Origin of the sequence: Ramlibacter sp. (genome assembly GCA_019635435.1) — a bacterium.
In the GTDB taxonomy this organism is placed as follows: Bacteria; Pseudomonadota; Gammaproteobacteria; order Burkholderiales; family Burkholderiaceae_C; genus JAHBZM01.
Genome location: JAHBZM010000001.1, coordinates 1,152,751 through 1,179,044 on the forward strand (window position 1 = coordinate 1,152,751; position 26,294 = coordinate 1,179,044).

General features: G+C 67.6%; 26 protein-coding genes. 23 read left to right on the forward strand and 3 right to left on the reverse strand.

The window, feature by feature from the left end; genetic code table 11:
• The first annotated feature begins 24 nt into the window (after window positions 1–24).
• The 11 genes from can (at window position 25) to KF796_05525 (ending at window position 11,680) form a co-directional block, all read left to right on the forward strand.
• Complete coding sequence (gene can, locus KF796_05475; GenBank protein ID MBX3586071.1) at window positions 25–693, forward strand: carbonate dehydratase; 669 nt, start codon at window positions 25–27, stop codon at window positions 691–693.
• Window positions 694–701: 8 nt separating this feature from the next.
• Window positions 702–2,522, forward strand: a complete 1,821-nt coding sequence (gene aceK, locus KF796_05480) for a bifunctional isocitrate dehydrogenase kinase/phosphatase (protein ID MBX3586072.1) — start codon at window positions 702–704, stop codon at window positions 2,520–2,522.
• 36 nt (window positions 2,523–2,558) lie between these two features.
• Complete coding sequence (locus KF796_05485; protein MBX3586073.1) at window positions 2,559–3,740, forward strand: acetyl-CoA C-acyltransferase; 1,182 nt, start codon at window positions 2,559–2,561, stop codon at window positions 3,738–3,740.
• A 70-nt stretch (window positions 3,741–3,810) separates the two neighbouring features.
• Window positions 3,811–4,938, forward strand: coding sequence for an acyl-CoA dehydrogenase family protein (locus KF796_05490; GenBank protein ID MBX3586074.1), 1,128 nt, complete (start codon window positions 3,811–3,813; stop codon window positions 4,936–4,938).
• 12 nt (window positions 4,939–4,950) lie between these two features.
• The gene (gene trkA, locus KF796_05495; GenBank protein MBX3586075.1) at window positions 4,951–6,339 is read left to right on the forward strand and encodes a Trk system potassium transporter TrkA; all 1,389 of its coding nucleotides are present in this window, start codon (window positions 4,951–4,953) and stop codon (window positions 6,337–6,339) included.
• A 13-nt stretch (window positions 6,340–6,352) separates the two neighbouring features.
• Window positions 6,353–7,822, forward strand: coding sequence for a TrkH family potassium uptake protein (locus KF796_05500; GenBank protein MBX3586076.1), 1,470 nt, complete (start codon window positions 6,353–6,355; stop codon window positions 7,820–7,822).
• A gap of 53 nt (window positions 7,823–7,875) precedes the next feature.
• On the forward strand, window positions 7,876–8,289 hold the full coding sequence (locus KF796_05505; protein ID MBX3586077.1) for a rhodanese-like domain-containing protein: 414 nt from the start codon (window positions 7,876–7,878) through the stop codon (window positions 8,287–8,289).
• Window positions 8,289–8,735, forward strand: coding sequence for a hypothetical protein (locus tag KF796_05510; protein ID MBX3586078.1), 447 nt, complete (start codon window positions 8,289–8,291; stop codon window positions 8,733–8,735). The genes KF796_05505 and KF796_05510 overlap by 1 nt, the downstream gene beginning before the upstream one ends.
• Before the next feature lie 22 nt (window positions 8,736–8,757).
• Window positions 8,758–9,429 (forward strand): HAD family phosphatase, encoded by a 672-nt coding sequence (locus KF796_05515; GenBank protein ID MBX3586079.1) that lies wholly within the window; start codon window positions 8,758–8,760, stop codon window positions 9,427–9,429.
• A 16-nt stretch (window positions 9,430–9,445) separates the two neighbouring features.
• A complete protein-coding gene (locus KF796_05520) occupies window positions 9,446–10,453 on the forward strand; it encodes an AraC family transcriptional regulator (GenBank protein ID MBX3586080.1) in 1,008 nt (335 codons plus the stop codon).
• An 84-nt stretch (window positions 10,454–10,537) separates the two neighbouring features.
• A complete protein-coding gene (locus tag KF796_05525; GenBank protein ID MBX3586081.1) occupies window positions 10,538–11,680 on the forward strand; it encodes a zinc-binding dehydrogenase in 1,143 nt (380 codons plus the stop codon).
• Window positions 11,681–11,693: 13 nt separating this feature from the next.
• On the opposite strand, the gene KF796_05530 is transcribed toward KF796_05525, so the two are convergent.
• The 3 genes from KF796_05530 to KF796_05540 all read right to left on the reverse strand — a co-directional run bounded on the left by KF796_05530 (window position 11,694) and on the right by KF796_05540 (window position 14,491).
• Entirely contained in the window at window positions 11,694–13,082 is a 1,389-nt protein-coding gene (locus KF796_05530) for an MATE family efflux transporter (protein ID MBX3586082.1), read from the reverse strand.
• A gap of 12 nt (window positions 13,083–13,094) precedes the next feature.
• Entirely contained in the window at window positions 13,095–13,796 is a 702-nt protein-coding gene (locus KF796_05535) for an SDR family oxidoreductase (GenBank protein ID MBX3586083.1), read from the reverse strand.
• A gap of 110 nt (window positions 13,797–13,906) precedes the next feature.
• On the reverse strand, window positions 13,907–14,491 hold the full coding sequence (locus KF796_05540; protein ID MBX3586084.1) for a TetR/AcrR family transcriptional regulator: 585 nt from the start codon (window positions 14,489–14,491) through the stop codon (window positions 13,907–13,909).
• A gap of 188 nt (window positions 14,492–14,679) precedes the next feature.
• On the opposite strand from KF796_05540, the gene KF796_05545 reads away from it, so the two are divergent.
• From KF796_05545 to KF796_05600, 12 genes are all read left to right on the forward strand, one after another.
• The gene (locus KF796_05545; protein ID MBX3586085.1) at window positions 14,680–16,362 is read left to right on the forward strand and encodes an AMP-binding protein; all 1,683 of its coding nucleotides are present in this window, start codon (window positions 14,680–14,682) and stop codon (window positions 16,360–16,362) included.
• Complete coding sequence (locus KF796_05550; GenBank protein ID MBX3586086.1) at window positions 16,359–17,981, forward strand: methylcrotonoyl-CoA carboxylase; 1,623 nt, start codon at window positions 16,359–16,361, stop codon at window positions 17,979–17,981. Before KF796_05545 ends, KF796_05550 begins: the two co-directional genes overlap by 4 nt.
• Before the next feature lie 8 nt (window positions 17,982–17,989).
• Window positions 17,990–19,129, forward strand: a complete 1,140-nt coding sequence (locus tag KF796_05555; GenBank protein MBX3586087.1) for an acyl-CoA dehydrogenase family protein — start codon at window positions 17,990–17,992, stop codon at window positions 19,127–19,129.
• Between the two features lie 10 nt (window positions 19,130–19,139).
• Window positions 19,140–19,925 carry an enoyl-CoA hydratase/isomerase family protein gene (locus KF796_05560; protein MBX3586088.1) on the forward strand — a complete coding sequence of 262 codons (786 nt, stop codon included), beginning with the start codon at window positions 19,140–19,142 and terminating at the stop codon, window positions 19,923–19,925.
• Between the two features lie 4 nt (window positions 19,926–19,929).
• Complete coding sequence (locus KF796_05565) at window positions 19,930–20,556, forward strand: DUF4126 domain-containing protein (protein MBX3586089.1); 627 nt, start codon at window positions 19,930–19,932, stop codon at window positions 20,554–20,556.
• A 10-nt stretch (window positions 20,557–20,566) separates the two neighbouring features.
• A complete protein-coding gene (locus KF796_05570) occupies window positions 20,567–22,561 on the forward strand; it encodes an acetyl/propionyl/methylcrotonyl-CoA carboxylase subunit alpha (GenBank protein MBX3586090.1) in 1,995 nt (664 codons plus the stop codon).
• Window positions 22,562–22,586: 25 nt separating this feature from the next.
• The gene (locus KF796_05575) at window positions 22,587–23,507 is read left to right on the forward strand and encodes a glyoxylate/hydroxypyruvate reductase A (protein ID MBX3586091.1); all 921 of its coding nucleotides are present in this window, start codon (window positions 22,587–22,589) and stop codon (window positions 23,505–23,507) included.
• Between the two features lie 8 nt (window positions 23,508–23,515).
• The gene (locus KF796_05580; GenBank protein MBX3586092.1) at window positions 23,516–24,424 is read left to right on the forward strand and encodes a hydroxymethylglutaryl-CoA lyase; all 909 of its coding nucleotides are present in this window, start codon (window positions 23,516–23,518) and stop codon (window positions 24,422–24,424) included.
• Window positions 24,425–24,429: 5 nt separating this feature from the next.
• On the forward strand, window positions 24,430–24,936 hold the full coding sequence (locus KF796_05585; GenBank protein ID MBX3586093.1) for a YbaK/EbsC family protein: 507 nt from the start codon (window positions 24,430–24,432) through the stop codon (window positions 24,934–24,936).
• Window positions 24,933–25,163: a DUF1289 domain-containing protein gene (locus KF796_05590; GenBank protein ID MBX3586094.1), complete on the forward strand. Its 231-nt coding sequence runs from the start codon at window positions 24,933–24,935 to the stop codon at window positions 25,161–25,163. The genes KF796_05585 and KF796_05590 overlap by 4 nt, the downstream gene beginning before the upstream one ends.
• Window positions 25,160–25,804: a 2-hydroxychromene-2-carboxylate isomerase gene (locus KF796_05595; GenBank protein ID MBX3586095.1), complete on the forward strand. Its 645-nt coding sequence runs from the start codon at window positions 25,160–25,162 to the stop codon at window positions 25,802–25,804. The genes KF796_05590 and KF796_05595 overlap by 4 nt, the downstream gene beginning before the upstream one ends.
• A gap of 223 nt (window positions 25,805–26,027) precedes the next feature.
• Window positions 26,028–26,288, forward strand: coding sequence for a DUF4212 domain-containing protein (locus KF796_05600; GenBank protein MBX3586096.1), 261 nt, complete (start codon window positions 26,028–26,030; stop codon window positions 26,286–26,288).
• Window positions 26,289–26,294: the final 6 nt, after the last annotated feature.

A 26,294-nucleotide genomic window follows, 5' to 3' on the forward strand; every position in this document is an offset into this window, starting at 1 on the left:
GCAGGGCAAGCGAAAATACGACTTATGACCTCACCTACCGGCCCCTCCATTCAGGACCTCTTCGCCCACAACCGCGCCTGGGCCGCGGAAATGGAGCGCACGCGCCCCGGCTTCTTCAGCAGCCTGGTCAAACAGCAGACGCCCAAGTACATGTGGATCGGCTGCTCCGACAGCCGCGTTCCGGCCAACCAGATCGCCGGGCTGGACCCGGGCGAGGTGTTCGTGCACCGCAACGTGGCCAATGTGGTGGTGCACTCCGACCTCAACGCGCTGTCGGCCATCCAGTTCGCGGTGGACATGCTCAAGGTCGAGGACATCATGGTCGTGGGCCACTACGGCTGTGGCGGCGTGCTGGCCGCGCTCAACAACACCCGCGTGGGGCTGGCCGACAACTGGATTCGCCACATCCAGGATGTGCGCGACCGCCACCGCGACCTGCTGGACAACTGCCGGCCCGACCAGCGCGGCGACGCGCTGGTGGAGCTGAACGTGATCGAACAGGTCGTGAACGTCTGCGTCAGCACTGTCATGACCGACGCCTGGGCCAAGGGCCAGCAGGTGCGTGTGCATGGCTGGGCGTTCGGCGTTCACGACGGTTTGCTGCAGGATCTGAACATGACGGTGTCCGGCACCGAATCGATCGAGTCGGTGCACCGCTCGGCCGTTGCAGCGGTGGTGGCTGCGCGTAGCTGAGGCGCATCATGTTCCCCCAGCACCTGGACTCGCCGCAGGCCTACAGCATCGCCAAGGCGATGATGGACGGCTTCAATCGCCACTACCAGCTGTTTCGCACCGAATCGGCGCGGGCCAAGCACCGCTTCGAGACCGCCGACTGGCATGGCCAGCAGCGGGCGCAGCGCGAGCGCATCGAGTTCTACGGCCTGCGGGTCAAGGAATGCGTGAGCCGGCTCGAGAAGGAGTTCAAGGCCGGCAGCCAGCCCATGGAGGTCTGGCAGCAGGCCAAGCTGCATTACATCGGGCTGCTGGTCGATCACCACCAGCCCGAGCTGGCCGAGACCTTCTTCAACTCGGTCACCACCAAGATCCTGCACCGCACGCATTTCCAGAACGACTTCATCTTCGTGCGGCCCGCGGTCAGCACCGAGTACATCGAGAACGACGAGCCCGCGGCCCGGCCCACCTACCGGGCCTACTACCCCACGCGCGAGAACCTGCACGACACCATCATCCGGGTGATCGACAACTTCCAGCTGCGCCGCGAGTTCAGCAACCTGCCGCGCGACACCGGCTTTGTGCTCGATGCCTTCAACGAGCGGCTGGGCGAGGTCAAGCTGCGCGCCAACTTCCAGATCCAGGTGCTGACCAGCCTGTTCTACCGCAACAAGGGCGCCTATGTGGTGGGCAAGATCATCAACGGCTTCAACGAGGTGCCGTTTGCGCTGCCCATCCTGCACGGCCCCGACGGCAAGCTGCTGATCGACGCCGCGCTGTTCGGCGAGGACGAGCTGCTGGCGCTGTTCAGCTTTGCGCGGGCCTACTTCATGGTCGACATGGAGGTGCCCAGCGCCTACGTGCAGTTCCTTCGCTCGCTGATGCCGCGTAAGCCGCGCAACGAGATCTACAACGCGCTGGGCCTGGCCAAGCAGGGCAAGACCCTGTTCTACCGCGACTTTCTCTACCACCTCAAGCATTCGAGCGACAAGTTCCGCATCGCGCCCGGCATCAAGGGCATGGTGATGCTGGTGTTCGACCTGCCGTCGTTCCCCTATGTGTTCAAGCTCATCAAGGACTTCTACCCGCCGCAGAAGGACACCACGCGCGAGCAGATCCAGGGCAAGTACCTGCTGGTCAAGCAGCACGACCGCGTGGGCCGCATGGCCGACACGCTGGAGTACTCCGAGGTGGCCTTTCCGCGCGCGCGCTTCGACGAGGCGCTGATCGACGAGATCCGCCAGTTCGCGCCCAGCCAGCTCGAGATTTCCGACCGCGATGGCGATGGCGAGGAAGAGGTCATCCTCAAGCATGTCTACATCGAGCGGCGCATGATCCCGCTGAACATCTACCTGCAGGAAGCCTTCGACGCGCTGGGCAGCGACGCCGGCGATGACAAGGCCCAGGCCCAGATCGAGCGCGCCGTGATCGAGTACGGCAACGCCATCAAGGACCTGGTGGCCGCCAACATCTTTCCCGGCGACATGCTGTGGAAGAACTTTGGCGTCACGCGCAATGCCAAGGTCGTGTTCTACGACTACGACGAGATCGAATACATCACTGACTGCAACTTCCGCAAGGTGCCCGAGCCGCGCAACGAGGAAGACGAGATGAGCGGCGAGATCTGGTACAGCGTGGGCCCGCACGATGTGTTCCCCGAAACCTTCGGCCCCTTCCTGCTGGGCAACGACCGGGTGCGCGGGGTGTTCATGAAGCACCACGCCGACCTGCTCGACGCCGCGTTCTGGCAGGGCCACAAGGAGCGCATTGCCTCGGGCTATGTGCACGATGTCTTTCCCTACGACCCGCAGAAGCGGTTCCCCCCCCGGGCGGCGCCGGCCACGGCCTGACGCCCAGTGTCCATCCCCACTTTCAGGAGTACCCCCATGTCAGATTCCATCGTCATCGTCGGCGCGGCCCGCACCCCCATGGGCAGCTTCCAGGGCGACTTCAGCCCGCTGGCCGCGCACGACCTCGGCGGCGCGGCCATCCAGGCCGCCATGCAGCGCTCGGGCGTGTCGCCCGAGCTGGTCACCGAAGTGCTGTTCGGCAACTGCCTGATGGCCGGCCAGGGCCAGGCGCCGGCGCGCCAGGCCGCGTTCAAGGGCGGCCTGCCCAAGAGCGCGGGCGCGGTCACGCTCAGCAAGATGTGCGGCTCGGGCATGAAGGCCGCGATGTTCGCGCACGACATGCTGCTGGCCGGCAGCCACGACGTGATGGTGGCCGGCGGCATGGAGAGCATGACCAACGCGCCCTACCTCATGCTCAAGGGCCGCGGCGGCTACCGCATGGGCCATGACCGCATCTTCGACCACATGATGCTCGACGGGCTGGAAGACGCCTACGAAGCCGGCCGCTCCATGGGCACCTTTGGCGAGGAGTGCGCGGCCAAGTACAACTTCAGCCGCGAGGCCCAGGACGCCTTTGCCACCGCCAGCGTGCAGCGCGCCAAGGCCGCCACCGAGTCGGGCGCCTTCAAGGCCGAGATCACGCCCGTCACGGTCAAGAGCCGCGCCGGCGAAAGCGTGATCGCCATCGACGAAGGCCCGGGCAAGGTCAAGCTCGACAAGATCCCCACGCTCAAGCCCGCGTTCAAGAAAGACGGCACTATCACCGCCGCCAGCAGCTCCAGCATCAACGACGGCGCCGCCGCGCTGGTGATGATGCGCGAGTCCACGGCCCAAAAGGTCGGCGCCAGGCCGCTGGCGCGCATCGTGGCCCATGCCATGCATGCGCAGGAGCCCAACTGGTTCACCACCGCGCCCGTGGGCGCCACGCAAAAGGCGCTGGCCAAGGCCGGCTGGAGCGTCAAGGACGTGGACCTGTGGGAAGTGAACGAGGCCTTTGCCGTGGTGCCCATGGCGCTCATGGAGGAGCTCAAGGTGGGCCATGACATCGTCAACGTCAACGGCGGCGCCTGTGCGCTCGGCCACCCCATTGGCGCCAGCGGCGCGCGCATCATGGTCACGCTGATCCATGCGCTGCAGGCCCGCGGCAAGAAGCGCGGCCTGGCCACGCTGTGCATCGGCGGCGGCGAAGGCACGGCCGTGGCACTCGAGTTGCTATAAATTTCGTAGCTGATGGTGGCCGTCCCGCAAGGGCTACGGCCATTTTTTATCCTCAAACCAGGCGCCTGCCATGCTGTTGACCCCAGACCAGGAAATGATCCGCGACGCTGTGCGCGAATTCGCCAAGGCCGAACTCTGGCCGCACGCCCCGCAATGGGACCGGGAGCACCATTTCCCGGTGCAGGCGCACCAGGGCCTGGCCGCGCTGGGGGCCTACGGCATCTGCGTGCCCGAGGAGCTGGGCGGCGCGGGGCTGGACTACACCTCGCTGGCCCTGGTGCTCGAGGAGATCGCCGCGGGCGACGGCGGCACCAGCACCGCCATCAGCGTCACCAATTGCCCGGTCAATGCCATCCTCATGCGCTACGGCAATGCGGCCCAGCAGAAGCAGTGGCTCACGCGGCTCGCGCAGGGCGAGCTGCTGGGGGTGTTCTGCCTGACCGAGCCGCACGTGGGCAGCGATGCCTCGGCCCTGCGCACCACCGCGGTCAAGGACGGCGACGGCTATGTGATCAACGGCGTCAAGCAGTTCATCACCAGCGGCAAGAACGGCCACCTGGCGGTGGTCATTGCCGTGACCGACAAGGGCGCGGGCAAGAAGGGCATGAGCGCCTTCCTCGTGCCCACCGACACGCCGGGCTATGTGGTGGCGAGGCTGGAGGACAAGCTGGGCCAGCGCAGCAGCGACACCGCCCAGATCAATTTCGACAACTGCCGCATTCCCGCGGACCACCTGATCGGCGCCGAAGGCGAGGGCTACCGCATCGCGCTGAGCGCGCTGGAGGGCGGGCGCATCGGCATTGCCGCGCAGAGCGTGGGCATGGCGCGCAGCGCCTTCGAGGTGGCGCTGGACTACGCCAGGCAGCGCGAGAGCTTTGGCCAGCCCATCTTCAATCACCAGGCGGTGGGCTTCCGCCTGGCCGACTGCGCCACGCAGCTGGAAGCCGCGCGCCAGCTGATCTGGCACGCCGCCAGCCTGCGCGACGCCGGGTTGCCGTGCCTGAAGGAAGCCGCCATGGCCAAGCTGTTCGCCAGCGAAATGGCCGAGCGCGTCTGCACCGCGGCCATCCAGACCCTGGGCGGCTACGGCTATGTGAACGACTTTCCGGTGGAGCGCATCTACCGCGACGTGCGGGTCTGCCAGATTTACGAGGGCACGTCGGACGTGCAGAAGATCATCATCCAGCGCTCGCTATGATGGCCCCACATCATGCGAATCATCATTCTGGGGGCCGGCCGGGTCGGCGAGAGCGTCGCTGAGAGCCTGGTCTCCGAGCAAAACGACATCACGGTGATCGATCCGGAGGCGCAGCGCCTGCGCGATCTGGAAGACCGGCTGGACCTGCGCGGCGTGCAGGGCTATGGCACCCTGCCTTCGGTGCTCAAGCGCGCGGGCGCCGATGACGCCGACATGCTGATCGCCTGCGCCGCGCTGGACGAGACCAACCTGGTCGCCTGCAAGATCGCGCACGACCAGTTCAACATCGCCACCACCATCGCGCGGCTGCGCTCGCCCGAGTTCCCCGAGGGCGGCGAGCTGCTGTGCAAGACCGGCTTTTCGGTGGACCATGTGATCTGCCCCGAGGAGTCGGTGGTGCGCTACATCCAGCAGCTCATCGACTACCCCGAAGCCCTGCAGGTGCTGGAGTTCTCGCAGGGCCGCGCCCACCTGGTGGCGGTGCGCGCCGTGGCCGGCAGCCCGCTGGTCAACCACAAGATCGGCGAGATGGCGCAGCGCCTGCCGGCCGCCGAGATGCGCGTGGTGGCCATTTACCGCAACGACGTCGAGGTGGCCTGCGGCCCGCAGACCCAGGTGCTGGCCGGTGACGAGGTGTTCGTGCTGGCCGACAAGCAGCGCATCCGCTCCGCGCTGGTGGCCATCCACAACCAGGAAAAGCCGGTGCAGCGCGTGATGATCGCGGGCGGTGGCAAGGTGGGCCTGCGGCTGGCCCAGCGGCTGGCCCGGCAATGCCAGGTCAAGATCATCGAGCGCGACCGCCAGCGCTGCGAGGTGCTGGCCGCCGAGCTGCCGTCCGGCGTGCTGGTGCTGCACGGCGACTGCGCCGACCACGACCTGCTGACCGAGGAAAACGTCGGCGGGCTGGACCTGTTCCTGTCATTGACCAGCGACGATGAGGACAACATCCTTTCGGCCATGCTGGCCAAGCGGCTGGGCGCCACGCGGGTGCTGGCGCTGATCAACCGCCGCGCCTACGCCGAGCTGATCCAGGGCAGCACCATCGACATTGCCGTGTCGCCCTCGCAGACCGTCATTGGCGAGCTGCTGGCCCATGTGCGCCGCGGCGATGTGGCGGCCGTGCACAGCCTGCGCCGCGGCGACGCCGAGGCGCTGGAGGGCGTGGCGCGTGGCGATGCCAGCACCTCCAAGCTGGTCGGCCGGCGCATTGCCGACATCGCGTTGCCCGCCGGCGCCCGCTTTGCCGCGCTGGTGCGCGGCGCGGGCCGCGAGTGCCAGGTGCTGATGCCGCACCGCGACCTGGTGATCGAGATCGACGACCACGTGATCGTGTTCCTGCCCCACAAGCGCCTGGTGCGCGACGTCGAGCGCCTGTTCCAGGTCAGCGCGACCTTCTTCTGAGCCGGCCCGCGCCATGCACAGCCTGAACCCCGTGCTGGCCGTGCTGTCGGTGCTGTCGCGCGTGATCATGGGCTTCTCGTTCACGCTGCTGGTGCCGCTGGCCTGGGCCTGGGGGCTGGACGCCCAGGGCCTGCCCGGCGTGTGGCTCAGCGCGTTCGCGGGCACGGCGCTGTCGGGCGCGGCGCTGTGGCTGCTCACGCGCGAGCACACGCGCGAGCTGCAGCCGCGCGACGGCATCCTGCTGGTCAACCTGGTGTGGGTGTCGCTCACGCTGTTTTCGGCGGCGCCGCTGATGTTCACCGTGCCCGGCCTGACCTGGACCGGCGCGATTTTCGAGGCCATGAGCGCGCTCACCGCCACCGGCGCCACCGTGCTGTCGGGGCTGGACCAGTTGCCGGTGTCGGTCAATGTGTGGCGCTGCTTCCTGCAGCTCATTGGCGGGCTGGGCATCATGCTGCTGGTGGTGGCGGTGCTGCCCATGCTCGGGCTGGGCGGGGTGCAGCTGTACCGCGCGGAAACGCCGGGCCCGATGAAGGACGCGCGCCTCACGCCGCGCATTGCCGAGACCGCGCGCGGCCTGTGGGCCGTGTATTTCGGCATGGCGCTGGCCTGCTTCCTGGCCTACCGCTTTGCCGGCATGAGCTGGGCCGACGCCTTCATGCACATGTGCACCACCATGGGCCTGGGCGGCCTGTCATCGCATGACGCCAGCTTTGCCTACTGGAACTCCTGGCAGATCGAGGCCGTGGCCGTGGTCTTCATGGGCCTGGCGGGCATCAGCTTTGCGCGCTATTTCATCCTGTGGCGCACGCGCTCGGCGGTGTCGCTGCTGCGTGACAGCGAGGTGCGCTGCTACGCGGCCGTGCTGCTGGCCGCCATCGTGGTGATCAGCGCACTGCTGCACGTGCACGGCACCTACCCCAGCCTGCCGCACGCGGTGCGCGCCACCACCTTCCAGGTGCTGTCGCTGGCCACCACCACGGGCTACTCATCGACCGACTACGCCCAGTGGCCGGCCTTCGCGCCGGTGCTGCTGATCTTTCTGGGCTGCTTTGCCTCGTGCGCGGGCTCCACGGGGGGCGGCATCAAGATGGTCCGCATGATCCTGCTGGTCAAGCAGGCCCGGCGCGAGCTGGTGCGCATCATCCACCCGCGCGTGGTCAACCCGGTCACGCTCAATGGCAAGAACATCCCGGCCACGGTGATCGCGGCGGTCATGGCCTTCATGCTGATCTATGGCGCGAGCATTGTGGGCCTGTCCATGCTCATGCTGGCCTCGGGGCTGGACGTGGTCACGGCGTTCTCGGCGGTGATCGTCTGCGTCAACAACATCGGGCCGGGCCTGGGGCTGGTGGGGCCGGCCTCGACCTTTGGCGTGTTCAACGAGTTCCAGACCTGGGTCTGCACCTTTGCCATGCTGCTGGGCCGGCTGGAGCTGCTCGCGGTGCTGGTGCTCTTCACCAGCCAGTTCTGGCGAAAATAGGGCCACAGCCCCATGGCCGAGCCGGCCGCCCTGACCCAACAAGGAGATGTTCCATGCCCATTACCAAAGGATTCCGCGCGCTGGTTGACGAGGCCATGGCCCAGGTCACCACCTATTCGGTGGCCGAGGTCCAGGCCCGGCTCGGTGACCCGGCCGTGCAGATCGTCGATATCCGCGACGTGCGCGAGCTGGCCGGCGGCACGGTGGTGGGCGCCTACCACGCGCCGCGCGGCATGCTGGAATTCTGGGTGGACCCCGACTCGCCGTACCACAAGCCCCTGTTTGCCGACGAGGGCAAGGAGTACATCCTGTTCTGCGGCGCCGGCTGGCGCAGCGCGCTGGCGGCCAAGGCCCTGCAGGACATGGGCATGACCAATGTGGCGCACATCGACGGTGGCTACACCGAATGGGTCAACCAGGGCGCGCCCACCGAAACACTGGAACAGCGCAAGGCCCGCAAGGGATGATGGCCGCGCCGCGCCTGTGCCCCTGCGGCCAGACCAGTGCCGCCGGCCAGCCGCTGGCCTACGCGGCCTGCTGCGGCCGCTTTCTCGAGGGCCCGGCCACCTTGCTGGCGCCTGATGCGCAGACGCTCATGCGCTCGCGCTACACCGCGTTTGCGCTGGACCGCGTGGACTACCTGCTGGCCACCTGGCACCCCGACACCTGCCCCGACGATCCGGGTCCCATGCCTGGCACCAAATGGCTGGGGCTGGAGGTGCGCGGCCACTGGCGGGTGGACGAGACCCATGCCGAGGTGGAGTTCGTTGCGCGCTACCGCGTCACCGGCGCCGCCCAGGCCGCGGGCGGCGGACGCGCCGTGCGCCTGCATGAGCGCAGCCGCTTTGTGCGCGAGCAGGGCCGCTGGCTGTATGTGGACGGCGACCTGAACCCTTCGACCCAGCGGGAATGACCGAAGCCAGAAAGAAACCCTGATGTTGCCGTTTGAAGCGGTCCTGTTTGATTGCGATGGCGTGCTGGTCGACAGCGAGCCCATCACCAACGGCGTGTTGCGCGACATGCTGGAGGAGCTCGGCTGGTCGCTCAGCCCGCAGGAGTGCATGCGCCTGTTCATCGGCAAGGCCGTGAAGGACGAGGCCGCGCTGATCGAGGCCCGCACCGGCCAGCCGCTCACCGAGGCCTGGCTGGCGCGCTTTCGCGAGCGGCGCAACGAGGGCCTGCTGCGCGACGTGCAGCCGATCCGCGGGGCCGTGGCGGCCGCGGCGCAACTGCATGGGCTCTACCAGGGCCGGCTGGCCTGCGCCTCGGGCGCGGACCGCTTCAAGGTGGAACTGCAGATGGACAAGTGCGGCCTCATGCCCTATTTCAGCGGCCGCATCTTCAGTGGCCACGAACTGCCGCGCTCCAAGCCCGCGCCCGACGTGTACCTGGCCGCGGCCGCCGCGCTGGGCGTGGCGCCCGCGCGCTGCGCCGTGGTCGAGGACACCGTGACCGGCGCCACGGCCGGCGTGGCCGCCGGCGCCACCGTGTTTGGCTACAGCCCCCCTGAAGCCGGGCACGATGCGCCCCACGCGCTGCGCCGGGCCGGCGCCACCCACATCTTCACCGACATGGCGCAACTGCCGGCCCTGCTGGGCGCCGCCTGAGCCACGTCCGCACCCCATGAAAGCCGCCGCCGTCACGCCCGTGGCCTTTGTGAGGATGCTGCTCATGGCCTACGCCAAATACGGCGCGGACCCGCAGGCGGCGCTGGCGCGCGCGCAGATCGGGCCCGACACGCTGCGCCGGCGCGAGGCCACGGTCACCTCGTGGCAACTGCAGGTGCTGGCCGGCGAAGCCATGCGCGAGCTCGACGACGAGGCGCTGGGCTGGTTCTCGCGCCGGCTGCCCTGGGGCAGCTATGTGATGCTGCTGCGGGCTTCGCTCACGTCGCCCAACCTGGGGGTGGCGCTGAAGCGCTGGCTGCGCCACCACAACCTGCTGACCGACGACATCGTGCTGTCGCTGCACGAGGCCGGCGACCTGGCCACCGTGGCCCTGGTGGAACGGCGGCTGGACCCGGCGATGCGCGAGTTCTGCCTGGTCACGCTCCTGCGCAACATCCACGGCATCAGCTGCTGGCTGGTGGACTCGGGCATCGCGCTGGAGGCGGTGGCGTTCCCGTTCAAGGCGCCCGCGCATGCGCCGGTGTACCCGCTGCTGTTTCCGGGGCCGGTGCATTTTGGCGCGCTGCACGCGGCGCTGAGCTTTGACTCGCGCTACCTGGCCCTGCCTCTGCGGCGCGACGACAAGGCCCTGCGCGCGCTGCTGCCGCAGGCCCTGTCGCTGGTGGTGCGGCCCTACAAGCGCGACCGCCTGCTGGTGCAGCGCGTGCGCATGCTGCTGCAGGACCAGCCCGGCGCCGCCACGGCCGACGCGCTGGCCCATGCGCTGAATGTGTCGCCGCGCACTCTGCACCGCCAGTTGCAGCAGGAGGGCGCCTCGCTGCAGGACCTGAAGGACGAGGTGCGCCAGGAGCAGGCCATGGCGCTGCTGCGGCGCACCGCGCGCCCGGTCAAGCAGGTGGCGCAGGCCGTGGGCTTCAGCAGCGAAAAAAGCTTTGCCCGGGCCTTCCGGCACTGGACAGGGGACTCTCCGGCGGAGTACCGTCGCAAGGGCCTGCCCGCCTGAGGTGCCTCGATTTGCTATGAAAACAATAGCTGCCAGTGGCCGCCCCGCCTGGACTACAACCACTTTTCATTCATGGAGACCGCTATGAACCCCTCCAACCTGCCTTCCGGCTTCCAGTTGCGCTCGCGGGTCACGCCGCAGGGCGAACTGGTGATCTCGCTGGCCACCGTGCCCACCCCCGCCCCCGCCTTCGACGAGGTGGTGCTGCAGGTGCAGGCCACCCCGATCAACCCGTCGGACATCGGCCTGCTGTTCGGCGCGGCCGACATCGCCAGCGCGCGGCTCACCGGCACGCAGGCGGCGCCGGCCGTGACCGCGCAGATCCCGCCTGCCGCCATGAAGGCCATGGCCGGGCGGCTGGACCAGGACCTGCCGGTGGGCAACGAAGGCGCGGGCGTGGTGGTGGCCGCCGGGGCGTCCGTTCAGGCCCAGGCGCTGCTGGGCAAGACCGTGGCCGTGCTGGGCGGGGCCATGTATTCGCAGTACCGCTGCGTCAAGGCCGAGCAATGCCTGCTGCTGCCCGAGGGCACCACGGCGGCCGAGGGCGCGTCGTGCTTCGTCAACCCGTTGACCTCGCTGGGCATGGTGGAGACCATGCGCCGCGAAGGGCACAAGGCCCTGGTGCACACGGCGGCCGCCTCCAACCTGGGGCAGATGCTCAACCGCGTCTGCCTCAAGGACGGCATCGGCCTGGTCAACATCGTGCGCAAGGCCGAGCAGGAAGCGCTGCTGCGGGCCCAGGGCGCGGTGTGCGTGTGCAACGCCGCCTCGCCTACCTTCATGGAGGACCTGACCCAGGCGCTGGTGGCCACCGGCGCGACCATTGCCTTTGACGCGATTGGCGGCGGCAAGCTCGCGGGGCAGATCCTCACGGCCATGGAGGCCGCGCTCAACCGCACCGCCACCGAGTACAGCCGCTATGGCTCGACCACCCACAAGCAGGTGTACATCTATGGCGGGCTGGACACCGGCCCCACCGAGTTCAACCGCAGCTTTGGCATGAGCTGGGGCATGGGCGGCTGGCTGCTGTTCCCGTTCCTGCAACGCATCGGCGCTGAGGCCGCGCAGGCGCTGCGCCAGCGCGTGGCCAGCGAACTCAAGACCACGTTTGCCAGCCACTACGCCCAGGTGCTTTCGCTGCGCGAGGCGCTGGAGCCCGCGCAGATGGCGGTCTATGGGCAGCGCGCCACGGGCGCCAAGACCCTGATCGACCCCAGCAAGCCGTAGCGGTCGCGCCGGCTCAGCGCTGCCAGCCGCCCAGCCGGATGGCCGCGGCGATGGTGAAGGCGTACAGCGCCAGGCTCAGTGCCACCACGCCGAAGAAGGCCGCAGGCGGGGTCTTCAGCAGGTGAACGCAGACCCAGCCGCCGGCCACGACCACCACCAGGCGCAGCGCGCTGCCCGCCAGCGGCCAGAACATCCGGCCCGCGCCCTGGGACGCAAAGAACAGCGCCAGGCCCAGACCAAACAGGCCGTAGCAGGCGCCCACGATGTTCAGGTACTGCCCGCCAAAGCCGCGCACCGCGGGGTCGGCGGTGAACAGGTTCATCCACAGCGCGGGCGCCAGTGCCGCCCCCAGGCCAATGGCGCCGGTGATGGCGGCCACCACGGCCGCGCCCGTCCAGGTCACGCGCAAGGCCCGCGCATGCTGGCCGGCGCCCATGTTGGTGGCCACCATGGCCGTGAGCGCCGTGCCAAAGCCGAAAGCGATGGGCACCAGGATGTATTCGAGCCGCGCGGCCACGCCGTAGCCTGCCAGCGCCGCGATGCCGTAGCTGCCGATGAAGGCCGTGGCCGCCGCGATCGAGCCATTGCTGATCACCGGGCTCAGCGAGGCCGGAATGCCCACGCGCAGGATGGCCCGCAGCAGGTTCTGGCGCAGGCGCCAGGGCAGGCGGTTGAGCTGGACGGCGCCGCCACGGCGCAGCAGATGGGCGGCCAGCACCAGCGCACCCAGCGCGTTGATGCTCACGGTGCTGGTGGCTGCGCCCGCCACACCCAGCCCGGGCACCGGCCCCCAGCCAAACACCAGCAACGGGCACAGCACCACATGAACTGCGGCGGTGCCCAGCAGGACCAGCGAGGGCAGCAGCATGTTGCCGGCGCCGCGGACAATGGCCGCCAGAACGTTGCCGAGCCAGATGGCGAGCGCACCGCCGAACAGCACGTTGGCGTAGGCCATGGCATCGGCCAGAGCCGCGCCCCGGCCGCCCATGGCCGCGTACACCGCGCGCCCGAGGCCAAATTGCGCGAGCATGAACAGGGCGGCGGCCACGCAGGCGATGAACAGCGCATGCTGGGCCAGCCGGCTGGCGTCGTCGCGTTGGCCGGCCCCCAGCGCCCGCGCCACCGCGGCCGTGGTGGCGCCGCCGATGCCGCCCGCCGACATCTGGATCATCAGCATCGACAGCGGGAACACCAGTGCCACGCCCGCCAGCGCGTTGGCGCCCAGCCGCCCGAGGATGAAGCCGTCATAGCCGATCACCAGCGTCATCGCGAACAGCCCCACCACGTTGGGCGCGGCCAGCTTGAACAGGGTGGCCACCAGCGGCGCGTGCAGCATCTGGTGGGTGCGGTCGTTGCCGGCGCTGGCCAGGGCCGCGCCAGGGTGGGGGAGGGTGGTGCTCATGCGCTGCCCGGCTCAGGCCGGCACCAGGTAGACGCCGGGTTCGGCCGACAGGCCCTGCTTGACCTGGCGCGTGATGTCGTCGGCCAGCACTTCGTCGGCGCCGGCCTCGAGCGCATCCAGCGCGCGGCGCACGACGTCACCGGGGGTGGATTTCGGCATGTCGATGCCGCGGGTCAGGTCGGTGTCGACAAAGCCCATGTGCATGCCCAGCACCTGCGTGCCCTGCGCGCGAAGCTCATGGCGCAGGCCATTGGTCAACGCCCAGGCCGCGGACTTGGTGGCGCCATACACCCCCAGCAGCGGCCGGTTGATCCAGCTTGCCACCGACAGCACGTTGACGATGGCGCCGCCGCCATTGGCCGCGAGCACGGGCGCAAAGGCCTGGCTCATGCGCAGCGGGCCGAAGAAGTTGGTTTCGAGCTGGGCGCGGCTGGACTCGCCATCCGCATCGGCCAGAAAGCCGCCCAGGGTGGCCACGCCCGCGTTGTTGATCAGCACCGTCACGTCCTGGCAACGTTGCGCGGCGGCGGCGATGTCGGCTGCGCGGGTGACATCCAGCTGCAGGGCTTCGACGCCTGGCAGGGTGATGCTGGCGGGCTGGCGCGCGCCCGCGTAGACCTTGCGCGCGCCGCGCGCCAGGGCCTCGCGTGCAAAGGCCAGGCCGATGCCGCGGTTGGCACCTGTGATGAGGACGACGGCGTTACTGAGTTTCATGGGGAGGCTCCGTGGGTTGGGCTGCCGTGCAGCGGGGATAAGGAGAATTTATGATGATCGTCATATTCAAGGGCAAAGGCGGGGCGGAACGCAAAGGGGGGCTGTTGGCGTCAGTGGAGCGGGGTGTCGAACTGCGCGAGCAGGCTCTCGCGGGTGCTCGCCAGCAAGGCCTTGCCCTGTGCGTTGGGCCCCAGCGCCCGTGCCAGCTGGAGGGCGCCCACCATCTGGCTGGCCACCATCGGGGCCTGGCTCGCGGCACCCGCCGGCAGCGCGCGCTGTACCGTGTCAATGAGCTTGCGCACGCGCTGGGCCGCGGCCTCGCGGACTTCGGGCGCCTGGCGCGGCATCTCGGAAGCCAGCGCCGCCACGGCGCAGCCATTCTCCGCGCCATTCAGGTGCCGCTCCGACAGGTAGCCGTCGACCAGCGCGCGCAAGGCGCTGTGCCCCTTGACACGTGCCCGCTCGGCCTGTTCGGCGATGCGGACCGAGCCATCGCGCCCGGCGCGCTCCAGGGCTTCGGCCAGCAGTGCATCACGCGAGGCAAAGTGGGCGTAGAAGCCGCCATGGGTGAGCCCGGCCTCCTTCATGATGTCGGCCACGCCCACGCCATGGAAACCGGCACGGCGGATGGCACGGGCCGCCGTCTCGACGATGCGGTCGTGGGTCAGTTCCTTGCGGCTGGGAGGGGTGTCCATGGCGAAAATGTACCCAAAAATATGATGAACGTCATATTGTCGCTCAATGGCCCTTGGTGCGTTGAGGGCTTGCGGCCCGCAGTTTGGCGCGATATGGCAGGATTTGTGCCCTTTGTGACCACCAGAAGACGGCGCGGCCTCCTATGCTCGGGGATGGCATGGAAATGCCCTGTTCCATGGAGACACGCATGAATTCCGCTATCGATCCGTCCGGGCCGAGCGTGGCCGCGGGCGACACCACCCACCCCCTGATTGAGCAGACCCTGGGTGACTTTTTTGATGCCCAGGTGGCGCGCCAGCCCGCGCATGAAGCGCTGGTCAGCGCCCACCAGCAGCTGCGCTACACCTACCTTGAACTGCAGACGCAGGCCAACCAGCTGGCCAGCGCGCTGCTGGGGCTGGGCCTGGTTCCCGGGGACCGCGTGGGCATCTGGTCGCACAACAACGCGCAATGGCTGCTGATGCAGCTGGCCACCGCCAAGGTGGGCCTGATCCTGGTCAACATCAACCCGGCCTACCGCACGGCCGAGGTGGAATATGCGCTCAACAAGGTGGCCTGCAAGGCGCTGGTGACCATGGCGCGCTTCAAGACCAGCGACTACCTGGGCATGCTGCGCGAGCTGGGTGCCGCCCGCCTGCCGCACCTGCAGACCACCGTCTGGATCGACGAGCCGGGCCAGGGCGCGGAGGAGCCGGGCCTGTTGCGCTTTTCGGCGCTGCTGGCCCGTGGCGACGCGCAGGACCCTCGGCTGGCGGCTATAGCCCCCACGCTCAAGGCCACCGACCCGATCAACATCCAGTTCACCAGCGGCACCACGGGTTTCCCCAAGGGTGCCACGCTGACCCACCGCAACATCCTGAACAATGGCTTCTTCATCGGTGAATGCATGAAGCTCACGCCGGCCGACCGGCTGTGCATCCCCGTGCCGCTGTACCACTGCTTCGGCATGGTCCTGGGCAACCTGGCCTGCCTGGCGCATGGCGCCACCATCGTCTACCCCAATGACGGGTTCGACCCGCTGACGGTGCTGCAAACGGTGCAGGACGAAAAGTGCACCGGCCTGCATGGCGTGCCCACCATGTTCATTGCCGAGCTGGACCACCCGCGCTTCGGCGAGTTCAACCTGTCCAGCCTGCGCACCGGCATCATGGCGGGCTCGCCCTGCCCGACCGAAGTGATGAAGCGCGTGGTGGCCGACATGCACCTGCGTGAAATCACCATCGCCTACGGCATGACCGAGACCAGCCCGGTGAGCTGCCAGAGCAGCACCGACACGCCCCTGGACAAGCGGGTGTCCACCGTTGGCCGGGTGCAGCCGCACCTGGAGGTCAAGATCATCGACCCCGAATCGGGCCAGCCGGTGGCCCGCGGGGCGTCGGGCGAGTTGTGCACGCGGGGGTACTCGGTGATGCATGGCTACTGGGACGACGAGCCCCGCACCCGTGAAGCCATTGATGCCGACCGCTGGATGCACACCGGGGACCTGGCCACCATGGACGCTGAAGGCTACGTCAACATCGTCGGCCGGATCAAGGACATGGTGATCCGCGGCGGCGAGAACATCTACCCGCGCGAGATCGAGGAATTCCTTTACCGCCATCCGCAGGTGCAGGATGTGCAGGTGGTCGGCGTGCCCGACCGCCGCTATGGCGAGGAGCTGTGCGCCTGGATCATCGCCAGGCCGGGCCAGCCGGTGGACGAAGACAGCATCCGCGCGTTCTGCAAGGGGCAGATTGCGCACTACAAGGTGCCACGCTACATTCGTTTTGTCGATCAGTTCCCGATGACGGTGACCGGCAAGATCCAGAAATTCAAGATTCGAGACGCCATGAAAGACCAGCTGGGGCTGGAAGAAGAAAGAACCGCATGACCACCCTGGAGACCCAACTCAACGCCCGCTCCGCGGATTTTCAGGCCAACGCCGCGGCCATGCGCGCGCTGGTGGACGACCTGGCCGTTCAGGTGGCCAGGGCCGCCGCCGGCGGCGGCGAGGCCGCGCGGGCCAAGCACACGGCGCGGGGCAAGCTGCTGCCGCGTGACCGCGTGCAGATGCTGCTGGACCCGGGCACGCCGTTCCTGGAGATCGCGCCACTGGCCGCACACGCGATGTACGTCAACAAGGCCGGCGTGGGCGACGCCCCCTGCGCCGGCGTGATCGCGGGCATCGGCCGCGTGAGCGGGGTGGACTGCATGATCGTGTGCAACGACGCCACAGTGAAAGGTGGTACCTACTACCCCATGACGGTCAAGAAGCACCTGCGGGCGCAGGAGATCGCCATGCAGAACCACCTGCCCTGCATCTACCTGGTGGACTCCGGCGGCGCCAACCTGCCCAACCAGGACGAGGTGTTCCCCGACCGCGACCACTTTGGCCGCATCTTCTTCAACCAGGCCAACATGTCGGCCAACGGCATTGCGCAGATTGCCGTGGTCATGGGCAGCTGCACGGCCGGCGGCGCCTACGTGCCTGCGATGAGCGACGAGACCATCATCGTCAAGAACCAGGGCACCATCTTCCTGGGTGGCCCGCCACTGGTGAAGGCCGCCACCGGCGAGATCGTGAGCGCCGAGGACCTGGGCGGCGGCGACGCCCACACCCGCCTGAGTGGTGTGGCCGACCATCTGGCCCAGAACGACCCGCATGCGCTGGCGCTGGCGCGTCAGGCCGTGGCCACGCTCAACCGGGCCAAGCGCCCCGAGGTGCAGCTGCGCGCGCCGCGTGCCCCCAAATTCCCGGCAAGCGAGCTGTATGGCGTGATCCCCACCGACGTGCGCAAGCCCTATGACGTGCGCGAGATCATCGCCCGCGTGGTCGATGGCAGCGAGTTCCACGAATTCAAGCAGCGCTTTGGCGCCACGCTGGTCTGCGGTTTTGCGCACATTGAGGGCATGCCCGTGGGCATCATCGCCAACAACGGCATCCTGTTCAGCGAGAGCGCGCAGAAGGGCGCGCACTTCATCGAGCTGTGCTGCCAGCGCAAGGTGCCGCTGGTCTTTTTGCAGAACATCACCGGTTTCATGGTCGGGCGCAAGTACGAGAACGAAGGCATTGCCCGCCACGGCGCCAAGCTGGTCACGGCGGTGGCCACGGCCAACGTGCCCAAGTTCACCGTGATCATTGGCGGCAGCTATGGCGCCGGCAACTACGGCATGTGCGGCCGCGCCTACAGCCCGCGTTTCTTGTGGATGTGGCCCAACGCGCGCATTTGCGTGATGGGCGGCGAGCAGGCCTCGGGGGTGCTGGCCACGGTCAAGCGCGATGGCATCGAGGCGCGTGGCGGCAGCTGGAGCGCCGAGGAAGAAGCCGCCTTCAAGCAGCCCATCCTGGACCAGTTCGCCCACCAGTCGCACCCCTACTATTCCAGCGCCCGCTTGTGGGATGACGGCGTGATCGACCCGGCCGACACCCGGCGCGTGCTGTCGCTGGGCCTGAGCGCCAGCCTCAATGCACCGATTCCGGACGCGAAGTTCGGCGTGTTCCGCATGTAAGGGCCGGCATGAGCAACACCTCCATCTACGACAACCCCGACCACGAACTGCTGCGCGACCAGGTCGCGCGTTTCATCGAACGCGAGGTCGAACCCCATGCCGCGGCGTGGGAAGAAGCGGGCATGGTGCCGCGCGAGGTGCTGCGCCGCATGGGCGCGGCCGGGCTGTTTGGCCTGATGTACGAGGAAGCGTATGGCGGCGCCCAGGCCGATGCCATGACCAATCTCGTGTTCGCCGAGGCGCTGAGCCAGTCCACCTTTGCGGGCTTCATCATCACCGTGCTGGTGCACACCGACATGGCCAGCCCGCACCTGCACCACGCGGGCACGCCAGCGCAGAAAGAGAAGTACCTGCGCAAGGTGATTGCCGGCGAGCTGATCACGGCCGTGGGCATCACCGAGCCCGGCGCGGGTTCCGATGTGGCGGGTATCCGCACCACGGCCCGGCGCGAGGGCGATGGCTGGGTGATCAACGGCACAAAGATGTTCATCACCAACGGTGTCCATGCCGACCTGTACTTTGTGGCGGCCAGGACCGGCACCGGAAAACGCGACATGTCGATGTTCATCGTCGAGAAGGGCACACCGGGTTTTACCGTGGGCCGCGCCCTCAAGAAGACCGGCTGGCTGAGCTCCGACACGGCTGAGCTCGTGTTCGACAACGTTCGCATCCCGGCCGGCAACCTGCTGGGCGAGGAAGGCAAGGGTTTCTATTCGGTCATGAAGAACTTCCAGACCGAGCGCATCGCCCTGGGCGCCATGGCCGTCGGCCATTGCCAGCGGGCATTGCAGCTCACGCTGGACTACGTGCGCCAGCGCCAGGCCTTTGGCGGCGTGCTGTGGGAACAGCAGACCATCCGCCAGCGCCTGTCCATGCTGGACGCCAAAGTGCGGGCGGCACGCCAGTTCATGTACCACTGTGCCTGGCGTGTCACGCAGGGCCACGACATCGTGCAGGACGTGTCCATGCTCAAGGCCCTGACTGGCGAACTGGTGAACGAAGTGGTGCAAACCTGCCAGCAGTTCCATGGCGGAATGGGCTACATCCGCGAGACCGCCATTGAGCGTCTGTGGCGTGATGCCCGGGTACTGGCCATTGGCGGCGGCGCCACCGAGGTCATGCTCGAGGAAGTGGCCAAGCGGTACTGAGAACGCACTCATGAAACACCTTCAACTCCAATTCCATGCCGGTGTGGCCACGGTCACGCTGAACCGGCCCGAGGTTCGCAACGCCTTCAATGACGAAGTCATCGCCGAACTGACCACTGTTTTCCTGGAACTGGGCGAGCGCGCCGAGGTGCGCTGCATCGTGCTGGCCGGCAACGGCACGGCGTTCTGCGCCGGCGCCGACCTGAACTGGATGAAGCGCATGGCGGGCTATACCCGCGACGAGAACCTGGCCGACGCGAACGCGCTGGCGCGCATGCTGCGCGTGATCTACCTGTGCCCCAAACCCACGATCGCCCGGGTGCAGGGCGATGTGTACGCGGGTGGCACGGGCCTGGTGGCGGCCTGTGACATGGCGGTGTCGGTGGACACGGCGCACTACTGCCTGAGCGAGGTGCGGCTCGGGCTGATCCCCGCCACCATCAGCCCCTATGTGATTCGCGCGATGGGGGCGCGGGCCTCCCACCGCTACTTCCTGACCGCCGAGCGCTTCAGCGCGGCCGAGGCGTTGCGCCTGGGCTTTGTGCATGAAGTTGTCAAGGCCGACGCGCTGGATGCCTGTGTGTCGCAAATGGCGCACAACCTGGTGCAGGCCGGGCCCGAAGCGGTCAAGGCCTGCAAACAACTGGTGCAGGATGTGGCTGGCCAGGAGATATCGGCGGGGCTGGTGGACCGGACGGTGCAGGGCATCGCCGACATCCGCGTGAGCGACGAAGGCCGCGAGGGCATCCAGTCGTTCCTGAACAAGCGCAAGCCCGCCTGGCTGGCGGGAGACTGAAACCATGGAGGGCTGGAGCCACTTGCCGGGCACACCGCAGTTGCTGGCGCTGGCCGCGGCGCTGGGCTGGGCCAGCGGGTTGCGCCTGTATGCCGCCGTCTTCATCGTTGGCATGGCGGGCTTCATGGGCTGGGTCACGCTGCCCCAGGGGCTGCAGGTGCTGCAGCACCCCGGGGTGCTGGCGGCCAGCGGCTTCATGTGCTTCGTCGAGTTTTTTGCCGACAAGATTCCGCTGGTCGATTCGCTCTGGGACACGCTGCACACCCTCATCCGCATTCCCGCGGGCGCCGCGCTCGCCGCCGCAGCCCTGGGCGCCGACGGCACGGCCATGACCTGGGTGGCTGCGTTGCTGGGGGGCAGCCTGGCGGCCACCAGTCACGCCGCCAAGATGACCGCGCGGGCTGCGGTGAACACCTCGCCCGAGCCGTTCTCGAACCTCGGGGTGTCGCTGCTCGAAGACGGGTTTGTGGTCTTCATGTTGTGGCTGTCGGCCACGCACCCGGTCATTTTTGCCATCGCCCTTGCGCTCAGCCTCGTGCTGGCCGTGGTGTTGATGGTGGTTTTGTTCAAGTTCCTGCGTGCCACCGGCCGCAGGCTGCAGCATTTTTTGGCGGGCCCGCGCCCCATTTGAAGGAAGTCAGATGTTCAGCAAGATCCTCATTGCCAACCGCGGTGAAATCGCCTGCCGTGTTGCCGCCACCGCCCGCCGCATGGCGATCAGGACCGTGGCGGTGTATTCCGACGCGGACGCCCATGCCAAGCATGTGGCCGCCTGCGATGAGGCCGTGCACCTGGGCGGCAGCGCGCCGAAAGACAGCTACCTGCGGTGGGAAAAGATCATTGCCGCCGCCCAGGCCACGGGGGCCCAGGCCATTCACCCGGGCTACGGCTTCCTGAGCGAGAACGAGGAGTTTGCCCAGGCCTGCGCCACGGCCGGGCTGGTCTTCATCGGCCCGCCGGCCTCGGCGATCCAGGCCATGGGCCTGAAGGCGGAGTCCAAGCAGCTGATGGAAAAGGCCGGGGTGCCGCTGGTGCCGGGCTACCACGGTGCCGGCCAGGACCCGGGCATGCTCAAGGCCGAGGCTGACCGCATTGGCTACCCGGTGCTGATCAAGGCCAGCGCGGGCGGTGGCGGCAAGGGCATGCGCGCGGTGGACAAGGCCGGGGACTTTGACGCGGCGCTGGCATCCTGCAAGCGTGAAGCCATCAACAGCTTTGGTGACGACGCGGTGCTGATCGAAAAATACGTGCAACGGCCGCGTCACATCGAGATTCAGGTGTTCGGCGATACCCAGGGCAACTACGTGTACCTGTTCGAGCGCGACTGCTCCGTGCAGCGGCGCCACCAGAAGGTGCTGGAGGAGGCGCCAGCGCCGGGCATGACGCCGGCCATGCGCCAGCAGATGGGCGAGGCCGCGGTGGCTGCGGCGCGCGCCGTGAACTATGTGGGTGCGGGCACGGTCGAATTCATCGTGGAGCAGAAGGCCGACGGCAGCATGAGCTTCTTCTTCATGGAGATGAACACGCGGCTGCAGGTGGAGCACCCGGTGACGGAAGCAATCACCGGCCTGGACCTTGTGGAATGGCAACTGCGCGTGGCCTCGGGAGAGCCCTTGCCACTGCGGCAGGCTGATCTGCGCATGAGTGGCCACGCAATCGAGGCGCGCATCTGCGCAGAGAACCCCGACAACAATTTCCTGCCGGCCACGGGCACGCTGCACACTTACCGCAAGCCGGCCTGCGTGGCGTTCGAGCGGGCGCCAGGGGCGGTCCGCATCGACGACGGGGTGCGTGAGGGTGACGTGATCAGTCCGTTCTATGACTCGATGATCGCCAAGCTGATTGTTCATGGCGACACGCGCGAGCAGGCGCTGGCCCGGCTTGATGAAGCACTGGCCCAGACGCAGATCGTGGGCCTGGCGACCAACGTGCAGTTCCTGCGCCATGTGGTGCGCAGCCCCTCCTTCGCCGAGGCGGATCTTGACACCGCGCTGATCCCGCGCGAGCAGGCAGTGCTGTTCAACCAGGAACCTGTGGGTCTCGCGCTGGCGGCCGCCGCCGCCGTGGCCCAGGCCTTGCTCGACGAGCAGGCCGCCTCGGGGCCGGACCCGTTCAGCCGGCGTGATGGCTGGCGCTCTCATGGTGTGGTGGTGCGCCGTTTTGCCTTTGAGTTTCATGGCGAGCCGGTACCGGCCGAGCTCACCTGCCTGCATGACGGGGCGCTCGTGCTCGCCGTCGGCGAGGTCACGGGCCCCTTGATGTTCGCCGCCACCGCCCAGGGCATTGACGTGCAGTTTGCCGGGCAGCGGACGACCGTGCAGGTGGTGGCGCAGGGCGAGACCGACCATGTCTTTGCGCCGCATGGCGCCACCCGCATCCTCAACATCGACCTGCTGGCCCATGCGGGCGAAGCCCACGCCGAGGGCGGGCGCCTGAGCGCACCCATGCCGGGCAAGGTGGTGTCGTTCTCCGTGAAGGCGGGTGACAAGGTCAGCAAGGGCCAGGCGCTGGCCGTGATGGAGGCCATGAAGATGGAGCACACCATTGCGGCGCCGGTGGATGGCACGGTGGCCGAACTGCTGTATTCGCCGGGCGACCAGGTGGCCGAGGGGGCCGAACTGCTGAAGCTGCAATGAGGCGGTTGCCAGCACAATGGCGGGCATGAGAGTCATTTTTTCAGCAAGCAATACCAAGGCCGAGCCCTGGCTGGAGGCGCTGCGCGGCGCATTGCCTGGTGCCCAGGTGCAGGAGTGGCAGCCCGGCGTGGCGCCGGCGGACCACGCCGTGGTGTGGTCACCCTCCCAGCAGATGCTGGACGAGCAGCCGGACCTCAAGGGCATCTTCAACATGGGCGCGGGCGTGGATGCCTTGCTCAAGCTGCGGCTGCCGCCCCGCGCGAAGCTGGTGCGCCTGGATGACGCCGGCATGTCGGTCCAGATGGCGGAGTTTGTCTGCCACGCCATCATCCGGCACTTCCGTGAACTCGACGTCTATGACGCCGATGTGAAGCAGGGCAAGTGGTCGTTCAGGCGGCCCCGCCTGCGCGCGGACTATCCGGTGGGCATCATGGGCCTGGGTGTGCTGGGCCAGCGTGTGGCGCGCGCCGTGGCCCAGTTTGACTTCCCGGTCAACGGTTGGAGCCGTTCGCCCAAGGCACTGGAGGGCGTGCGCGGTTATGCAGGCATGGACCAGCTCGACGCATTCCTGGCGGCCTCGCGTGTGCTGGTGTGCCTGCTGCCGCTGACGCCCGAGACGAATGACATCCTGAACCACCAGACTCTGTCAAAGTTGCAGCCCGGAGGCTACGTCATCAATGTGGCGCGGGGCGCGCATCTGGTGGACGACGACCTGCTGGCATTGCTGGACAGCGGCCATCTGGCGGGCGCGACGCTGGATGTGTTCCGCACCGAGCCCCTGCCGGCCGAACACCCGTTCTGGCGGCATCCCAAGATCACCATCACCCCCCACACCTCGGCCCGCACGCTGCGCGAGGAGACGATTGCCCAGATCGCCGGCAAGATCCTTGCGACCGAGCGGGGAGAACCCATTGCCGGTGTGGTTGACCCCCAGAGGGGATACTAGGAGCCACCATGTCCCTTCCCTCCCGAGTCAAGATTGTTGATGTGGGTCCGCGCGACGGCCTGCAGAACGAGAAGCAGCCTGTGCCGGCCGACATCAAGATTGGCCTGGTGCACCGGCTGCAGGATGCGGGCCTCATGAACATCGAGGTCACCAGCTTCGTGAGCCCCAAATGGGTGCCGCAAATGGCCGACAACGCCGAGGTCATGGCGGGGATCCAGCGCAGGGCGGGTGTCTGCTACTCGGTGCTCACGCCCAACATGAAGGGGTTTGAAGCGGCAATCCATTCAAAGCCGGATGAAATCGTGGTGTTTGGCGCGGCCAGCGAGGCCTTCAGCCAGAAGAACATCAACTGCTCGATTGCCGAAAGCATCGAGCGCTTCGCGCCCGTGGTGGCAGCGGCGCTGGAGCGGGGCATTCACGTGCGGGGCGCCATCTCGTGCACCGTGGGCTGCCCCTACGAGGGCGAGATCCCGCCCGAGCGCGTGGCGCTGGTGGCGCGGCTCATGAAGCAGATTGGCGTGCAGCATGTGGGCGTGGCCGACACCATTGGCGTGGGCACGCCGCGCAAGGTGCAGCGGGCCATGGAGGCCGCGCTGGAACACTACGACCTCGACGATGTCTCGGGCCATTTTCACGACACCTACGGCCAGGCACTGTCCAACACGCTGGCGGCATTGGAGATGGGGGTGTGGCAGTACGACACTTCGTCGGCGGGCCTCGGAGGGTGCCCCTACGCCAAGGGCGCGACCGGCAATGTGGCCACTGAAGACGTGGTCTACATGCTCGATGGCATGGGCATCGAGACCGGCATTGACCTGGACAAACTGGTCGATGCTGGTGAGTACATCAGTGCCTGCCTGGGCCGCAAGCCCAATTCGCGCGCGGCCACTGCCCTGCTCAACAAGCGTCAGGGGTGACACCGATGTGCGGAAGTGAACTGCATGCCCTGCCCGACAGCGTCCAGCGCGTGGCGCGATGGCTTCAGGACAAGGGGCACCCGCACGGGCCCGTCATGCTGGAGGACGCCGCGCGCACCGCGCAACAGGCGGCCGACGCGCTGGGCATTGCCGTGGGCCAGATCGCCAAGAGCATCATCTTCCGCCGCAAGTCCGATGACGTGGCCGTGCTGGTGATCGCCTCGGGGGACCGGCGCGTGGACGAGAAAAAGGTGGAGGGCCTGGTGGGTAAAACCGGTCGCGCCGATGCTGATTTTGTTCGCGCCCGCACCGGTTTCGCCATTGGTGGCGTACCGCCGCTGGCGCACCTGACACCGCCCGTGACGCTTATCGACCGCGAACTGTTCCGGTTTGAGGAAATCTGGGCGGCGGCCGGGCATCCGCACAGCGTCTTCCGGCTCGCGCCGGCCGATCTTGAGACACTGACCGGAGCGCCCGTGGCCGATGTGGTGCAGGCAGTGGCGGCGCCATGAGTGTGGCCACGCGACTGTTGGCCCTTCATGCGCAGCTGGTGAAACAGGCCGGGGCGGAAGTGCCCTCGCCCTGCGTGTCGGTCTGCCGCATGAGTGCGCAGACAGCCTGGTGCGAAGGCTGCTATCGCAGCCTTGACGAAATTGCGGGCTGGAGCCGCCTGGATGATGGCGGCAAGCGCGTCATCTGGGACCGCATCGCGCAAAGAGCCAGGGCATCCGCACCATGAAGCAGATTACCTTCTATCTGGATTTCATTTCTCCTTACTCTTATCTGGCCTTCGAGCAGCTGCCCGTGGCCTTGCAGGGCCTGAGCTACAGCGTTCGCTACAAGCCGGTGCTGTTCGCGGGGCTGCTCAAACACCACGGCCAGCTTGGGCCTGCCGAAATTGCGGGCAAGCGTGACTGGACTTACCGGCAGGTGTTGTGGCTGGCCCGGACCCACGACATTCCGATGCAGATGCCGGCCGCCCATCCGTTCAATCCGCTCGCGCTGCTCCGGCTCGCACTGGCCTGTGCCGAGGCCGGTGAGCCCAACCGTTTCGTCTGCGAGGCCGTGTTCCGCCATGTCTGGCGGGGCGGCGCCGACGCCATCGATGCCGACCGGCTGCAAAGCCTGGCGGGCGCGCTGCCGCTGCGCAGCGAACCGCAGAGCGATACTGTCAAAGCCCAGCTCAGGGCCAATACCGAAGAAGCGATTGCACGCGGACTGTTTGGCGTCCCCACCTTCGCGGTGGATGACAAGCTGTTCTGGGGTTTCGACGCCCTGCCCATGTTGCGCAGCAGCATGGAAGGCGATGCCTGGTTTGAGCAAGCCTGGCATGACGCGGCGCAGCGACCGTCAGCCGCCGCACGCGTGGCCCCGCGCTGAGGCCTGGCCCGTGGGCGCCAACAGCCCGTGAATTGGCGGCCGCATCACCGCGGCCTAGGTGTTTCCCCTTGATTCGCGCAGATTGGGTAAGGACCCGGTCAGGGTTCAGTTCACTGTAAGGAATCGCCGCGACAGTCCGCCCTGCATACCGTGGCTTTGGCTGCGGACTGTATCCGTGCAGCGGTTCGCCGCTGTTGTCATCGACCCCAATCGAGGAGACTTCATGAAGGACGACAAAAACAGTCACGCCTACTGGAAAGCCACGCTCGGCCTGCTGACCAAGATTCTCATTGTCTGGTTCGTGGTGTCGTTCGGCGCGGGCATCCTGTTCGCCGACGTGCTCAATAACATCAAGCTCGGAGGGTATCCACTGGGTTTCTGGTTCGCCCAGCAGGGCTCCATCTACATCTTCATCGCGTTGATCTTCATCTACGCCAAGAAGATGAATGACATCGACCGTCGATTTGACGTGCACGAAGACTGAGGAAAT